Below are 15,647 nucleotides of genomic sequence, written 5' to 3' on the forward strand. Positions count from 1 at the left end.
GTAATGACGGTTAGTGAATTAATACCGTTTTTTGTTGTAACAGGTGGCGACGGGCGACAATCGCGGCGGTAATAAAGCACAGCAGCGCGGAAATAAGGCCACAGCTGACCCAGAATATCGACAGACTGTGAAAGTTATATAAGGTTTTGCCGCTGTCGATCACTGCGGTTTTATCAATAATCACCCCGGTAATAAATTCGCCTAATCCGGCGCCGGCGTAGCTGGCAATGCCAATGGTGCCTAATGCCGCTCCGGCCGCCTTTTTCGATGAAATATCGACGGCAATTAAGCCACCAAGGAAACAGGTGAGGGCACCGATAGTGGCGCCGAAAATAACCATGGCAATAATATCGGTATAGTAATTACGCGGCAGCCAGATCATCAGGGCAAAACCGGCGGTATTTAACAGGCTAATAAATCCGGCCATCACGCTACGATTGCGCGGGAAGAAGCGGTCGGAAAGGATCCCGGCCAGGATGGTGCCGACAATCCCGGCGATCGCATTCACCCCAATAATGCCGGAGGCCTCTACCGTACTGTACTGTTTGGCCTGTTGCAGGAAGAAAATCCCCCACGAGTTAACCGCATAACGGTCGATATACATAAAGGCTGAGGCCAGCGCCAGCGTCCAGAGCGCCGGATTACGCAGCGAAAGCAGCTGATTTTTTAATACGGAGCCTTCACGCTCCGTTGGCTCAACCGGATCGTTACGAATCACGCTAATCGGTGGATAACCTGCGCTTTGCGGCGAATCCTGCATAAACAGCAGGATCACCACGATCCCGACCACACCCAGCATGGCCGTGGTAAAGTAGCCGAAATGCCAGCCAAAACCGGCGATCACTGTGGCAATCACCATATAGGTCACCGCTTCACCGATATTATGCGCCGTTGACCAGATACCATAAAAGGTCCCGCGCTCTTTATTTCCGTACCAGCGCGCCAGCGAGACCACACAGGGACCAACCCCCATTGATTGCGCCCAGCCATTGATGCCCCAGAACAGGGTAAGCAATAGCGCATTGGTGGTGGTGCCCATCATAAAGTTCATCCCGGCGCTGATCAGTAAACCGAGACTCATAAAACGCACCACGTTAGCGTGATCGGCAAGAAAACCGTTGACCAGCTTACCAATGGCATAGCTAAAAAATAGCGCCGAACCGATCATCCCCAGTTCGGTGGGGGAAATACCTAAATCGACCAGCGCACTTTTAGCGACGGTAAATGACAGACGGCAGACATAGAAGGTGACATAAGCCACCGTCATTGCCAGAAAGGTCTGCCAGCGCAAAAAAGTAAACTTCTTTGCATTGAAATGGCCTTCAGCCGCGACAGGCCGGGCCGCTTTAAAGAAACTCAATATTGCAGACATAGTGTTAACTCCCGTTGAGCACGGAGGCAGGCTCTTTCTGAATTATGTTGTTCGTATCCCTGAACGGTTTTTTATCTGGCTGAATATTATTAGTCTGTAGAGTACATAATCAGATTGAAAGCGTATCCGTATTGATGATTAGGTTATTTTTTGGCTGATCATTGCGGTTAATTGTGGGTAAAGCGTTTTACTGGCCATCAGCACCGGATTGCCGTTAAGCAGACCGTGGTTAGCGAGGAAATCATTGGTGACGCCGCCGGCTTCACGCACCAGCACGATCCCTGGCAGGCTGTCCCAGGCGTTCATATGCGGCTCGTAATAGCCAATCAGACGTCCGGCGGCCACCCATGCGGTCATCAGGGCACCGGAGCCGTTACGAATAAACATGCCGCCGTCATGCAACAGCGCGCTGATAAACGGTACAAACGTTTCCGGCGTAACGCGATGCGAGGTGCCGACGCCCATTACCCCGGCGCGGACATTTTCACCGGCATGCACCCGCATCGGAGCATCATTAACAAAAGCGCCCTGGCCGGCGCGGGCGCGAAACAGCTCGCGATGGTTCGGGTCATAAACCACCCCGATCACCGGTTCGCCATCGACAATCACGCCGATGGATACACACCAGTTATGCAGGCCATTAAGAAAGCAGCTGGTGCCATCAATCGGATCGACCACCCAGGTACAGCGGGCGTGTTCATTGCCGCCGCCGCTCTCCTCACCGAGAAAATCATCGGCGGGAAAGCGCCCGGCAATCATACTGCGCGCCAGTTCTTCCACCGTGCGGTCGGCGATGCTGACCACATCCTGCAGGTCATGACCTTTATGTTCGACCTCCAGCTGATTACGTTGCTGATAAAAGCCATAAGCACGATTAGCCGCCGCCTGGGCCACTTCACAAGCGAAGTGGTAGCGCGCGTCGATCTCAAGTGGCGTAAGGGATTCCATATTGACCTCATTGTTTGCACACGTGTGCATTAAGGGAGCTAAAAAAACGCACAAAGGCGTAACTGGAAGAGATAATGGTGGTAGTGAAAATAATATTCCGTGATCGCTACCGCATAAAACAGATCTTTCATTCAGGCGGACTGACGGACAATCAGTTTCACCGGGATGGTTTTTTGTACCCCCGGGCGGGAAAAGTCTTCGATGCGTTTGATCAGTAAATCAACCGCATGGCTTGCCAGCTGGTCGGTATCCTGTGCCAGAGTGGTCAGCTGGTAGGCGCCAAACGCCGCCTGCGGAATATCGTCGAATCCCATCACTTTAATCATACCCGGCGGGATCTGTTGCGCGCGCAGATAATCAATAACCCCCATCGCCAGCATATCGGTGGCGCAGAAAAACGCATCAAGTTGCGGCTGCTTCAGCAGGAGTGTCGCCGCGGCATCCCAGCCAGCCTGGTAACCGCCCAGCGGGCAGAAAAGCGTCTCAATATGCTGGTCGGGCAGGGCGCTACAAAATGCTTCATAACGCTGCCGGGTACTGAAGTTCGCTGCATTTTCACCGATAAAGGCGATGTTTTTCGCCGCCTGCGCCCGCAGATGCGTTGCCGCCAGCTGTGCGCCCTGGGCATTATCGCTGCTGACGCGATCGGCGCCGACCAGCGCGGCATGGCGGTTAATCAGCGTGACCGGAATTTTTTTCGCCAGGTACTCTTCCGCAAGGGACAGCGGCGGGGCGCCGGAGGTGAGGATCACGCCTGCCACGTGGTAACTTAACAGCTGGCGCAGCGAAGGCTCCAGCTGCTGTGGATCGTCGGCGTTCATCAACAGCGGCATAAAGCCCTGTAGTGCCAGGTGATGCACCAGCGGCGCCAGCAGCTTGCTGCGAAACGGATTATCAAAGCCGGCGGTAACAATACCGATAAAGTTACTGCTGCCGGTGATCATGGTGCGGGCAATAATATTAACCTGATAACCCAACTCACTGGCGGCAGCCAGCACCCGCTGACGCGTTGGCTCAGAAACCGAGGCGCCCGCCGTGAAGGTACGCGAAACCGCGGAGCGTGAGACCCCGGCATGGCGTGCCACATCGGCCGCAGTGACCCAAGTTTTATCCACCGCCATGACGCTCTCCTGAGATTGACTGCTGCAAATCTTAACTCAGCATGCGCTATTGTCATACCGGTGTGGATCGCAGACAAAAAAAAAGCCCGCCGCAGCGAGCTTTTTTGCAACCGACCTGAATTACAGATTGATAGCGTTTTCAGACAGGTATTTAGCGACGCCTTCTGGCGATGCGCCCATACCTTCTTTGCCTTTTTCCCACTGCGCCGGACAAACTTCACCGTGCTCTTCGTGGAACTGCAGTGCGTCAACCATACGAATCATTTCGTCGATGTTACGACCCAGTGGCAGATCGTTCACCACCTGGTGACGAACCACGCCGTTTTTGTCGATCAGGAACGAACCACGCAGCGCAACGCCTGCGTCCGGATGTTCGATGCCGTAAGCTTTCTGAATTTCGCGCTTAACGTCAGCAACCATCGCGTATTTAACTTCGCCGATGCCGCCATTTTCAATCGGAGTTTTACGCCATGCGTTATGCACGAACTCTGAATCGAAGGAAACACCAACAACTTCTACTCCACGCTTCTGGAACTCTTCGTAACGCTTGTCAAAAGCAATCAGCTCAGACGGGCATACAAAGGTGAAGTCCATTGGCCAAAAGAACACAACGGTGGCTTTACCAGCGGTGTGTTTTTTAAAGTTGAAGTTTTCTACGATTTCACCGCTGCCCAGAACAGCTGCTGCAGTAAAATCAGGGGCTTGACGAGTTACCAGGACCATGTTCACTCCTGTAAAAGTGTGAGGTTAATGTGATGAGACGCCAGCAAGTATAGATGCCTGGTGCCATTGGGAACCAGTGCATAACACCGATTAATCGGATAGGCTGCACCTATCGAAAAATCAAAAAACATCAAGATGTGCTCATACAATAACCCTTTTTGTCAAAAGGGCAAGTATGACGTGTTGTCTGGCTGGCTTACAGTTGCCGCGCGGCCGCTTGCGCCATCATGCGCGGATAAAACTGCCAGAACAGTGTGGCAAATTGATGATAATGCGTGATGAAATCCTGCCAGGAATCGCTAAGCGCCGCCAGCCGCGGACGGCGGGCCGCCATCCCATGCAATACATTTTCTAAGTATTGCGCATCCGCGTACTTCTCCATCCAGCGGTCGGTCCATAAGTAGCGGTTAAGATTCTGGAACCGTTCCGGTGTGGAGGCTAATTCGGGCTGGATCACAGATTGCGCCTGAGCCAAAAAAGCTGGCAAGGAAATTTCCGGCTGCACCTGCTGCCAGTGGCGCGCGAGGAAATGATCCCAAATAACATCGAGGGTAATGGGCGCCACGCGGTAGGTTTCGGCGCGGAAAAATTGCCGCGCAGCACGCACCTCGGGTAGCGAATCGGTCATCACATCAATACGGCGATGCAGCGAAATACCGTCAGCGACCGCGGCCGGCCAGTCGTTATAGGGATTGCCGCGCACGAAATCCGCCATCAGGTTACCCAGTAGCGAACTGTCGGCCAGTGAGGCCAGGTGGAGGTGAGCAAGGAAGTTCATGGTCGCCAGTATAACCATTTGGCAAATTATTGGTATCGGCGGCCTGAATACCGCCATTACGATGGCGCAAACCATTGGCCAGGACGGCATAAATACCCTGATTACGGCAGAATACCTGCAAGCGCCGCAGGGGCGCCATTTATGGCTCCCGCAAGCGCGCCTGCCGCTGGCCCCACGCAGTTGTTTAGAATTCAGGGCTTTTCGGCTAGACTATGCCGCCTGTTTCACTCCTGAAGATGTTTACCATGCGCGTTGCCGATTTTTCTTTTGAGTTACCTGAATCTTTGATTGCCCATTACCCGCAGCCACAGCGCAGCGGTTGTCGTTTGCTCTCCCTTGACGGGCCGAGCGGTGAACTGACGCATGGTGTCTTCACCGATTTACTGGGCAAACTCAATGCGGGCGATCTGCTGGTGTTCAATAACACCCGGGTGATCCCGGCGCGTATCTTCGGACGCAAGGCCAGCGGCGGCAAAATTGAAGTGCTGGTTGAGCGGATGCTGGACGATAAGCGCGTACTGGCCCATGTGCGTGCCTCCAAAGCGCCGAAGCCGGGCGCAGCACTGCTGCTGGGTGAAGACGAAAGCGTTAACGCCACCATGGTGGCGCGTCACGATGCGCTGTTTGAGATTGAATTTGACGATCCGCGGGCGGTACTGGATATCCTCAACGCCATCGGCCATATGCCGCTGCCGCCGTATATCGATCGCCCCGATGAGGATGCGGATCGCGAGCTGTATCAGACCGTCTACAGTCAGCGTCCGGGAGCGGTAGCCGCACCAACCGCCGGGCTGCATTTTGACGAACCGCTACTGGCGGCGCTGCGGGAGAAGGGCGTTGAAATGGCATTTGTCACCCTGCATGTCGGCGCTGGCACCTTCCAGCCGGTGCGGGTGGAGACCATCGAAGACCATATTATGCATGCCGAGTACGCCGAGGTGCCGCAAGAGGTGGTGGATGCGGTGCTGGCCTGTAAAGCGCGCGGTAATCGCGTGGTGGCAGTCGGAACCACTTCCGTGCGTTCGCTGGAAAGCGCAGCGCAGGCGGCACAGGATGCGCTGATTGCCCCGTTCTTCGATGACACCAAAATTTTTATCTACCCGGGTTATCACTACCAGGTGATTGATGCGCTGGTGACCAATTTCCATCTGCCAGAGTCGACGTTGATTATGCTGGTTTCCGCCTTTGCCGGTTACCGCCATACCATGCATGCCTATCAGCAGGCGGTGGCAGAACAGTACCGTTTCTTTAGTTATGGCGATGCGATGTTTATCAGCCGTAATCCGCAGGCGGTCAGCGAAGTGGTCGGCAACTAAATTTTGCAGGGTTCAGCCTGGTCTGATCCCTGATATCACGTGCAGACGTCCGGTTTAACTGGCGCTGCTTTTATCTAATACATCAGACTGTTTCTCTGATGGAGGCTATGTGAAGTTTGAACTTGATACTACCGACGGGCGCGCGCGCCGTGGCCGTCTGGTGTTTGATCGCGGTGTCGTTGAGACGCCTGCTTTTATGCCAGTCGGTACCTACGGTACGGTAAAAGGCATGACGCCGGAAGAAGTGCAGGATACCGGCGCGCAGATTATTCTCGGCAATACCTTCCACCTGTGGCTGCGTCCGGGTCAGGAGATTATGAAGCTGCATGGCGATCTGCATGACTTTATGCAGTGGAAAGGACCGATCCTGACCGACTCCGGCGGCTTCCAGGTGTTCAGCCTTGGCGATATCCGCAAGATCACTGAAGCCGGTGTGCATTTCCGCAACCCAATCAATGGCGATCCTATTTTCCTCGATCCGGAAAAGTCGATGGAGATTCAGTACGATCTCGGTTCCGATATCGTGATGATCTTCGATGAATGTACGCCATACCCGGCTGACTGGGATTATGCTAAACGCTCGATGGAAATGTCGCTGCGCTGGGCGCAACGTAGTCGTGACCGGTTTGACTCCCTTGGCAATAAGAACGCGTTGTTCGGCATTATTCAGGGCAGTGTTTACGAAGATTTACGTGATGTCTCTGTCAAAGGACTGGTAGAGATCGGCTTTGATGGGTACGCTGTGGGCGGCCTGGCGGTCGGTGAGCCGAAAGAGGACATGCACCGTATTCTGGAGCATGTTTGTCCGCAGATCCCGCAAGACAAACCACGCTACCTGATGGGCGTCGGCAAACCAGAAGATTTGGTGGAAGGCGTTCGTCGCGGCGTTGATATGTTCGACTGCGTGATGCCAACGCGGAATGCGCGTAACGGTCATCTGTTTGTCACCGATGGCATAGTGAAAATCCGTAATGCGAAGTATAAAGATGACACCACCACGCTGGATGCCGAATGTGATTGTTACACCTGTCGCAATTACAGCCGTGCCTACTTGCATCATCTTGACCGTTGTAACGAAATATTGGGCGCACGTCTGAATACCATTCATAACCTGCGCTATTACCAGCGTTTGATGGCGGGTTTACGCCAGGCTATCGAAGAGGGTAAATTAGAGCGCTTTGTTACCGAGTTCTATGAACGGAAGGGGAAGGCAGTTCCGCCTTTAACCGTCTGATAATTAAACAATGAGGGAAATTTAATGAGCTTTTTCATTTCTGACGCAGTAGCTGCGGCTGGCGCGCCGTCTCAGGGAAGTCCTTATTCTCTGGTCATCATGCTGGTGGTGTTTGGTCTGATTTTCTACTTCATGATCCTGCGTCCGCAGCAAAAGCGTGCGAAAGAGCACAAGAAGTTGATGGATTCCATCGCCAAAGGTGATGAAGTGCTGACCACCGGTGGTCTGGTTGGTCGCGTGACCAAAGTTGCTGAAACCGGTTATGTAGCGATTGCGCTGAATGATACGACGGAAGTTGTGGTCAAACGTGATTTCGTGGCTGCCGTTCTGCCGAAAGGTACGATGAAGGCGCTGTAATTTTTGTTTTTCCCTAAGGGAACTGCCGTGTTAAACCGTTATCCTTTGTGGAAGTACATCATGCTGATCGTCGTGATACTCGTCGGTCTGTTGTACGCACTTCCCAACCTCTATGGTGAGGATCCGGCTGTTCAGATCACTGGTGCGCGCGGTGGCGCCGCCAGTGAGCAAACGCTGGGTCAGATCCAGGAAGCACTAAAACAGGACAATATCCAGAGCAAATCCATTGCGCTGGAAAATGGTGCCATTCTGGCACGCTTTGCTAATACGGATGTGCAGCTGCGCGCCCGTGAAGCGATTATGAAGGTTCTTGGCGAGAATTACGTTGTCGCACTCAACCTCGCGCCAGCAACGCCAGCGTGGCTGAGTATGCTGGCGGCAGAGCCGATGAAACTCGGTCTCGACCTGCGTGGCGGCGTTCACTTCCTGATGGAAGTCGACATGGATACCGCGCTGGGTAAACTGCAAGAGCAGAATACCGATAGTCTGCGTAGTGACCTGCGCGACAAATCTATTGCTTACACCAATGTGCGTAAAATTGATAACTACGGTGTTGAAGTGCGTTTCCGTGACGCCGCGACTCGTGACGATGCGGTGAGCTACTTAACCGGCCGCCATCGCGATCTGGTGATCAACAGCAGTGGCAGCAATGCCCTGCGCGCGGTAATGAGCGACGAGCGTCTGCGTGAAGCCCGTGAGTATGCGGTGCAGCAGAACATCACTATTTTGCGTAACCGTGTTAACCAACTGGGCGTCGCCGAACCGCTGGTTCAGCGTCAGGGTTCTGACCGTATCGTGGTTGAACTGCCGGGTATTCAGGATACAGCGCGGGCGAAAGAGATCCTCGGTGCGACCGCTACACTGGAATTCCGTCTGGTTAATACCAGTGTGGATCAGTCTGCTGCGGCCAGTGGCCGTGTGCCGGGCGATTCGGAAGTGAAAAACACCCGTGATGATCAGCCCGTGGTCATGTACAAACGTGTGATTCTTACCGGCGATCATATTACCGATTCCACCTCCAGTACCGATGAGTACAACCAACCGCAGGTGAATATTTCACTGGATGGCGCGGGCGGTAACATTATGTCCAACTTCACCAAGGACAATATCGGTAAGCCAATGGCTACGCTGTTTGTTGAGTACAAAGACAGCGGTAAGAAAGACGCCAACGGCCGTGCGATCCTGGAGAAACAGGAAGAGGTCATTAACGTGGCCAATATCCAGTCTCGTCTGGGTAACAGCTTCCGGATTACCGGTATTAGCAATCCGAACGAAGCACGCCAACTGTCGTTGCTGCTACGTGCCGGTGCGTTGATTGCGCCGATTCAGATCGTTGAGGAGCGCACCATTGGTCCAACCATGGGCGCACAGAACATTACTCAGGGTCTGGAAGCCTGCTTGTGGGGGCTGGTGGCCTCTATCGTGTTTATGGTGGTGTACTACCGTAAGTTCGGTGTGATCGCGACTTCCGCGCTGATTGCCAACCTGGTGCTGATTGTCGGGATTATGTCGTTGTTGCCGGGTGCGACGCTCACCATGCCGGGTATTGCCGGTATCGTGCTGACGCTGGCGGTGGCGGTCGATGCTAACGTACTGATTAATGAACGTATTAAGGAAGAGATGAAGAATGGTCGCTCCATTCAGCAATCTATCCATGAAGGCTATAAAGGCGCGTTCTCCAGTATCATCGATGCTAACGTAACCACGCTGATTACCGCCATCATTCTGTACGCTGTGGGTACCGGTTCGATTAAAGGCTTTGCGATCACTACCGCCATTGGCGTGGTGACCTCAATGTTCACTGCCATCGTCGGTACGCGTGCCATCGTCAACTTGTTGTACGGCGGCAAACGCATCAACAAGCTGTCTATTTGAGGAGTGCGTTGTGGCACAGGACTATAGCGTTGAACAACTAAACTACGGGCGTAAAGTTCATGACTTTATGCGCTGGGATAAACTGGCCTTCACCATTTCCGGGCTGCTGTTGATCGCGTCAGTGATCATTATGGGCGTGCGCGGATTTAACTGGGGGCTGGATTTTACCGGCGGCACCGTCATTGAAATTACCCTGGAAAAACCTGCCGAACTGGATGCCCTGCGTGGGGCGTTGCAGAAAGCTGGTTTTACTGAACCTCAGGTGCAGAACTTCGGCAGCAGCCGTGATGTGCTGGTGCGTATGTCGCCACACGAAGGCAATGCTGGCCAGGAGTTGGGCAGTAAGGTGTTGACGATTGTTAATCAGTCGACGCAACAAAATGCGACGGTAAAACGCATTGAGTTTGTCGGGCCAAGTGTCGGTAGCGATCTGGCACAGGCTGGCAGCATGGCGCTGCTGGCGGCACTGATTGCAATTTTGATCTACGTTGGTTTCCGCTTTGAGTGGCGACTGGCGCTGGGTGCGGTACTGGCACTGGCGCATGACGTTATCATCACCATGGGTATTCTCGCGCTGTTCCATATCGAGATTGACCTGACAATTATTGCCTCCCTGATGTCAGTTATCGGCTACTCGCTGAACGACAGTATCGTGGTCTCGGACCGTATTCGTGAGAACTTCCGCAAGATCCGTCGCGGTACGCCTTACGAAATCATCAACGTCTCGCTGACGCAGACGCTGAGCCGTACCATCATGACTTCTGCCACTACGCTGGTGGTTGTGCTGATGCTGTTTATTTTCGGTGGTGCACTGCTGGAAGGCTTCGCGCTGACCATGCTGATTGGTGTCTCTATCGGTACCGTCTCTTCCATCTACGTCGCTTCGGCGCTGGCGTTGAAACTGGGCATGAAGCGTGAGCACATGCTGCAGCAGAAAGTGGAAAAAGAGGGTGCGGATCAGCCGTCGATTTTGCCTTGATGTATCCCTGGGGCGGCGTTGATGCCGCCCTCTGCTGTGATCTGAAACCGCCTGTTGCAGGCGGTTTTTTTATGGTTGCGCCGCCTGCGGGCCGACTGCGACTTGCGGCACAACATCATGCACCCGAACATAGCCCAGTTGTTCCGGCTGAATGCCGCTTAAACGCAGAGGCACGGTGGCTTCGGCTTTTGGCAACAGCGATGCGGGCAGGGTGATCTCCTGCGACTGGCTGTCCGCGCTGAGCGGTTTACCGGTGGTCGGGTCCAGTTCTCCCCACTCAATTTTTGCCGTCAGCGGCACCAGCGGTTGTTCCCCGGCGGCACGAATATGCAGTAAGGCCCGGGTGCCACTGGCTTCGGCTTCTACATGGCTTAATGATAAGCGCAGCTCACCGGCATTGCTTTGCAGTAACACCGCCGTATTGGCGCCAGGCAGCAGCCAGGCCCCCTGTGCGGAACCGCTATTAAGCTGACTTTGTTGTTCCAGCACTGTCGCCTGATCGGTCAGCTGGCGCATCTGCTGATTTAGTTTGCCGACTTCGTTATGTAACTTATTTACCGCCGATGGCTGTGGCGTGGCGCAACCCGTCAGCAGTAACAGCGATGTCAGCATGCTGAGGGTTAAAGTGGTGGTTTTTTTCATGCTTTTAGCTCCCTGCACTGAGATGCAAACAGTGTGACGACCTTCTGCGCTTAAGCATAGCGGATTTTATCGCTAACCCTTTGAAGCGTTCCGCGTAATTGGTATTTGTTGCAAACTGGCGCGAAACAGCCGGAATGCCACAGGCGGTTATTTTGTTAACCGACACTTCGCGCTACACTGTTGACCAATTTGGCTAATATCAGGAAGCGTCATGCATTGCCCATTCTGTTCTGCAGTGGATACCAAAGTGATTGACTCCCGTCTGGTCGGTGAGGGCGCTTCAGTGCGCCGTCGTCGCCAGTGTCTGGTTTGTCATGAGCGTTTTACCACTTTTGAAGTGGCAGAGCTGGTGATGCCGCGGGTGGTAAAAAGCAATGATATTCGTGAACCGTTTAATGAAGATAAGCTCACCAGCGGCCTGATGAAGGCGCTGGAGAAACGTCCGGTGAACTCCGATGATGTGGAAAATGCTATCAGCCATATTAAAACTCAGTTACGCGCCACCGGCGAACGCGAAGTGCCGAGTAAAATGATCGGCAACCTGGTGATGGACGAGCTGAAGAAGCTGGATAAAGTCGCTTATATCCGCTTTGCCTCGGTGTATCGCAGTTTCGAAGATGTTCGGGAATTTGGCGAAGAGATCGCCCGGCTACAGGATTAGATCATGCGTGATGAATTCTATATGGCGCGTGCGCTGGAACTGGCGCGCCGGGGCAGATTTACCACAACGCCTAATCCAAACGTCGGCTGCGTGATTGTGCGCGATGGTCATATTGTTGGTGAAGGCTGGCATCAGCGTGCCGGTGAACCCCATGCGGAAGTGCATGCGCTGCGGATGGCCGGCGATCTGGCCAAAGGGGCGACCGCCTATGTGACGCTGGAGCCATGCAGCCATTTTGGCCGCACGCCGCCCTGTTGTGATGCGCTGATTAATGCCGGCGTGCGGCGGGTAGTCGCCGCGATGCAGGATCCCAATCCGCAAGTGGCAGGACGGGGCCTGTACCGTTTGCAGCAGGCCGGTATTGAGGTCAGTCATGGCCTGATGATGGATGAAGCCGAAGCCATCAACCGCGGCTTTTTAAAACGTATGCGCAGCGGTTTTCCCTGGGTACAGCTGAAACTGGGCGCTTCGCTGGATGGCCGCACCGCCATGGCCAGCGGTGAAAGCCAGTGGATTACCTCAGTGGAAGCGCGCCGGGACGTACAGCGCCTGCGTGCGCAAAGTTCGGCGATACTCAGCAGCAGCGCGACGGTACTGGCAGATGATCCTTCACTGACGGTACGCTGGCAGGAACTGGATAGCGTGACGCAAAAGGCTTATGCCGCTGCGGATTTACGTCAGCCGCTGCGGGTAATTATCGACAGTCAAAACCGCGTGACGCCACAGCATCGCCTGATTAGCCAGCCGGGGAATACGCTGCTGGCGCGGCTGCAACCCGATACACAGTACTGGCCGCAGGGTGTTGAACAACTGAAGGTGCCAGCGCTGAATCAGCGCGTGGACCTGGTGTCGTTACTGATGTTGTTGGGCAAGCAGCAAGTCAATACCCTGTGGGTGGAGGCCGGCGCCAGCCTGGCGGGCGCACTGCTGACGGCAGGTGTGGTCGACGAGGTGATTGTCTATCTGGCGCCAAAATTATTGGGCGATAGCGCCCGTGGTCTGTGCCAGTTGCCTGGCTTAACGCAACTGGCTGATGCACCAGAGTTTTCTTTTAGCGATGTGCGTCAGGTTGGCGCAGACTTGCGTCTGACACTGAGCCCGCGTTAGTGGTCTGCGGAAAAGCGGAAGCAGACCGACAAAGAGTATGATAGAATCCGCCCCCCTGCGGGGCCAAACAGAACCCTGAAAGGACGAATATGAAGATTATTGAAGCTGCAGTTGCCACTCCTGATGCGCGCGTTGCGATTGTTATTGCGCGTTTTAACAACTTCATCAACGAAAGCCTGCTCAGCGGCGCCATTGACGCGCTGAAACGTATCGGCCAGGTGAAAGATGAAAACATCACCGTTGTCTGGGTTCCGGGTGCTTATGAGTTACCTCTTACCGCGCGTGCACTGGCGAAAGCCGGTAAACACGACACGGTAATCGCACTTGGTACGGTGATCCGTGGCGGCACTGCGCACTTCGAATATGTTGCTGGTGAAGCCAGCTCTGGTCTGGCGAATGTTGCAATGAACAGCGACATCCCGGTGGCCTTCGGTGTTCTGACTACCGAAAACATCGAGCAGGCCATTGAGCGTGCGGGCACCAAAGCGGGTAACAAAGGCGCCGAAGCGGCGCTGACTGCACTCGAAATGATTAATGTATTGAAAGCCATCAAAGCCTGATTTTTTTTGTAAGGGGAATTTTGTGAAACCTGCTGCACGTCGTCGTGCCCGTGAGTGCGCTGTCCAGGCGATTTACTCCTGGCAACTGTCGAAAAACGACATCGCTGATGTCGAATACCAGTTTCTGGCGGAACAAGACGTCAAAGACGTTGATATCAACTATTTCCGTGAGTTAGTGGGCGGCGTTGCGACCAATAGCGCATACCTCGACGGTCTGATGAAGCCTTATCTGTCACGTCAGCTGGAAGAGCTGGGTCAGATAGAACGCGCCATCCTGCGTATTTCGCTGTTTGAACTGAGCAAGCGTGCGGATGTGCCGTATAAAGTGGCCATCAATGAAGGTATCGAGCTGGCGAAAGTATTTGGTGCTGATGACAGCCACAAATTCGTCAACGGCGTGCTGGATAAAGCCGGTCCCTATATTCGCCCCAACAAAAAGTAATCACCTCAGGCCGGTTCTCCGGCCTTTTCTTTAAGTCTGAGCGGAACGCATTTATGGCATGTGGCGAATTCGAACTTATCGCGCGTTATTTTAACCGTGTGACAAGCTCTCGTCGCGATGTGGAAAAAGGCATTGGCGACGACTGCGCGTTACTTAATGTGCCGGAAAAACAGACCCTGGCAATAAGTACCGACACGCTGGTTGAAGGCATCCACTTCTTACGTGATATCCATCCTGCCGATTTAGGCTACAAAGCGCTGGCGGTTAATCTCAGCGATCTGGCGGCAATGGGCGCGGATCCGGCCTGGCTGACGCTGGCGATTACCTTGCCGGCCATCGATGAAGGCTGGCTAAAGGCCTTTAGCGACAGCCTGTTTGATCTGCTGGATTACTACGATATGCAGCTGATCGGCGGTGATACCACGCGCGGCCCGCGCAGTCTGACGCTGGGTATCCATGGTCTGGTGCCGGTTGGACGCGCGCTGAAACGTTCCGGCGCACGACCGGGCGACTGGATTTTCGTGACCGGCAGCCTTGGCGACAGCGCTGCGGGGCTGGCATTACTTCAGCACCATATCCGTATTGCCGATCCGGCAGCCTGCGAAGCGCTGATTAAGCGCCATTTACGGCCAATGCCGCGCATTCTGCAAGGTCAGGCGTTGCGTGATTTAGCCAGTTCGGCTATCGATATTTCCGACGGTCTGATCGCCGATCTTGGCCATGTGCTGAAGGCCAGCGACTGCGGCGCGCGAATTAATCTTGAGGCGCTGCCGCTTTCGACCACCTTAGTGGAACATTTCGATCGGCCACAGGCGCTGCGCTGGGCATTAGCCGGTGGCGAAGATTATGAGCTGTGCTTTACCGTGCCGGAAATCAACCGTGGCGCACTGGATGTGGCGCTCGGTAACCTTGGCGTGCCTTACACCTGTATTGGCCAGATGGCCCCCGCCGCGGAAGGGTTGACGCTGCTGGAGCAGGGTAAGGTGGTGGAGTTCAATGTAAAAGGATTTGACCATTTTGACGCGCGATAAAGATGTAGCCAAAAGTCGCCTGAAGATGAGCAATCCCTGGCATCTGCTGGCGACCGGATTTGGTAGCGGGTTGTTCCCCTGGGTTCCGGGCACCATGGGGTCGCTGGCGGCGATCCCGTTCTGGTGGCTAATGACCTTTTTACCGCTGCAAATCTACTCGCTATTGGTCATGCTGGGCATCTCGTTGGGCGTCTATCTCTGTCACCGTACCGCTAAAGATATGGGCGTGCACGATCATGGCAGCATCGTCTGGGATGAGTTTATCGGTATGTGGATCACGCTGATGGCGCTGCCGGTAAAAGAGTGGCAGTGGGTGGCCGCCGGTTTTGTCATTTTCCGCATCCTTGATATGTGGAAGCCATGGCCGATTCGCTGGTTTGACCGCAATGTGCATGGCGGCATGGGGATTATGGTCGACGATATTATCGCCGGGATTATCTCTGCGGCGATCCTCTATTATCTGGGACATCACTGGCCGTTGTAATACGGGCGGCATAGATA

17 protein-coding genes are annotated in these 15,647 nt (G+C 54.3%); 11 read left to right on the top strand and 6 right to left on the bottom strand.

What is annotated here, in order from left to right; translation table 11 throughout:
- Positions 1-10: 10 nt before the first annotated feature.
- From JWF83_RS07995 to JWF83_RS08015, 5 genes are all read right to left on the bottom strand, one after another.
- Positions 11-1,372: an MFS transporter gene (locus JWF83_RS07995; protein WP_413649654.1), complete on the bottom strand. Its 1,362-nt coding sequence runs from the start codon at positions 1,370-1,372 to the stop codon at positions 11-13.
- 138 nt (positions 1,373-1,510) lie between these two features.
- Complete coding sequence (locus JWF83_RS08000; RefSeq protein WP_413649655.1) at positions 1,511-2,320, bottom strand: inositol monophosphatase family protein; 810 nt, start codon at positions 2,318-2,320, stop codon at positions 1,511-1,513.
- Positions 2,321-2,451: 131 nt separating this feature from the next.
- Positions 2,452-3,441: a LacI family DNA-binding transcriptional regulator gene (locus tag JWF83_RS08005; RefSeq protein WP_413649656.1), complete on the bottom strand. Its 990-nt coding sequence runs from the start codon at positions 3,439-3,441 to the stop codon at positions 2,452-2,454.
- 120 nt (positions 3,442-3,561) lie between these two features.
- A complete protein-coding gene (locus JWF83_RS08010) occupies positions 3,562-4,164 on the bottom strand; it encodes a peroxiredoxin C (RefSeq protein ID WP_413649657.1) in 603 nt (200 codons plus the stop codon).
- A gap of 196 nt (positions 4,165-4,360) precedes the next feature.
- Positions 4,361-4,942 carry an ACP phosphodiesterase gene (locus tag JWF83_RS08015; RefSeq protein WP_413649755.1) on the bottom strand — a complete coding sequence of 194 codons (582 nt, stop codon included), beginning with the start codon at positions 4,940-4,942 and terminating at the stop codon, positions 4,361-4,363.
- 245 nt (positions 4,943-5,187) lie between these two features.
- On the opposite strand from JWF83_RS08015, the gene queA reads away from it, so the two are divergent.
- The 5 genes from queA (at position 5,188) to secF (ending at position 10,703) form a co-directional block, all read left to right on the top strand.
- The gene (queA, locus tag JWF83_RS08020; RefSeq protein WP_413649658.1) at positions 5,188-6,258 is read left to right on the top strand and encodes a tRNA preQ1(34) S-adenosylmethionine ribosyltransferase-isomerase QueA; all 1,071 of its coding nucleotides are present in this window, start codon (positions 5,188-5,190) and stop codon (positions 6,256-6,258) included.
- Between the two features lie 109 nt (positions 6,259-6,367).
- Positions 6,368-7,492: a tRNA guanosine(34) transglycosylase Tgt gene (gene tgt / locus JWF83_RS08025; RefSeq protein WP_413649659.1), complete on the top strand. Its 1,125-nt coding sequence runs from the start codon at positions 6,368-6,370 to the stop codon at positions 7,490-7,492.
- A 24-nt stretch (positions 7,493-7,516) separates the two neighbouring features.
- Positions 7,517-7,849, top strand: a complete 333-nt coding sequence (gene yajC, locus JWF83_RS08030; protein WP_052899247.1) for a preprotein translocase subunit YajC — start codon at positions 7,517-7,519, stop codon at positions 7,847-7,849.
- A gap of 27 nt (positions 7,850-7,876) precedes the next feature.
- Entirely contained in the window at positions 7,877-9,724 is a 1,848-nt protein-coding gene (secD, locus tag JWF83_RS08035) for a protein translocase subunit SecD (RefSeq protein WP_413649660.1), read from the top strand.
- A gap of 10 nt (positions 9,725-9,734) precedes the next feature.
- A complete protein-coding gene (secF, locus tag JWF83_RS08040; RefSeq protein ID WP_413649661.1) occupies positions 9,735-10,703 on the top strand; it encodes a protein translocase subunit SecF in 969 nt (322 codons plus the stop codon).
- Positions 10,704-10,772: 69 nt separating this feature from the next.
- On the opposite strand, the gene JWF83_RS08045 is transcribed toward secF, so the two are convergent.
- A complete protein-coding gene (locus JWF83_RS08045; protein WP_413649662.1) occupies positions 10,773-11,345 on the bottom strand; it encodes a DUF3251 domain-containing protein in 573 nt (190 codons plus the stop codon).
- Between the two features lie 211 nt (positions 11,346-11,556).
- On the opposite strand from JWF83_RS08045, the gene nrdR reads away from it, so the two are divergent.
- From nrdR to pgpA, 6 genes are all read left to right on the top strand, one after another.
- Complete coding sequence (gene nrdR / locus JWF83_RS08050; protein WP_413649663.1) at positions 11,557-12,006, top strand: transcriptional regulator NrdR; 450 nt, start codon at positions 11,557-11,559, stop codon at positions 12,004-12,006.
- A 3-nt stretch (positions 12,007-12,009) separates the two neighbouring features.
- A complete protein-coding gene (ribD, locus tag JWF83_RS08055) occupies positions 12,010-13,113 on the top strand; it encodes a bifunctional diaminohydroxyphosphoribosylaminopyrimidine deaminase/5-amino-6-(5-phosphoribosylamino)uracil reductase RibD (RefSeq protein ID WP_413649664.1) in 1,104 nt (367 codons plus the stop codon).
- A gap of 89 nt (positions 13,114-13,202) precedes the next feature.
- On the top strand, positions 13,203-13,673 hold the full coding sequence (gene ribE, locus JWF83_RS08060; RefSeq protein WP_017800915.1) for a 6,7-dimethyl-8-ribityllumazine synthase: 471 nt from the start codon (positions 13,203-13,205) through the stop codon (positions 13,671-13,673).
- Positions 13,674-13,695: 22 nt separating this feature from the next.
- Positions 13,696-14,115: a transcription antitermination factor NusB gene (nusB, locus tag JWF83_RS08065; protein ID WP_017800916.1), complete on the top strand. Its 420-nt coding sequence runs from the start codon at positions 13,696-13,698 to the stop codon at positions 14,113-14,115.
- 53 nt (positions 14,116-14,168) lie between these two features.
- Positions 14,169-15,146 (top strand): thiamine-phosphate kinase, encoded by a 978-nt coding sequence (gene thiL, locus JWF83_RS08070; RefSeq protein WP_413649665.1) that lies wholly within the window; start codon positions 14,169-14,171, stop codon positions 15,144-15,146.
- A complete protein-coding gene (pgpA, locus tag JWF83_RS08075) occupies positions 15,124-15,630 on the top strand; it encodes a phosphatidylglycerophosphatase A (protein ID WP_413649666.1) in 507 nt (168 codons plus the stop codon). Before thiL ends, pgpA begins: the two co-directional genes overlap by 23 nt.
- Positions 15,631-15,647: the final 17 nt, after the last annotated feature.

This window comes from Pantoea sp. B65 (assembly GCF_047308185.1).
GTDB lineage: Bacteria > Pseudomonadota > Gammaproteobacteria > Enterobacterales > Enterobacteriaceae > Erwinia.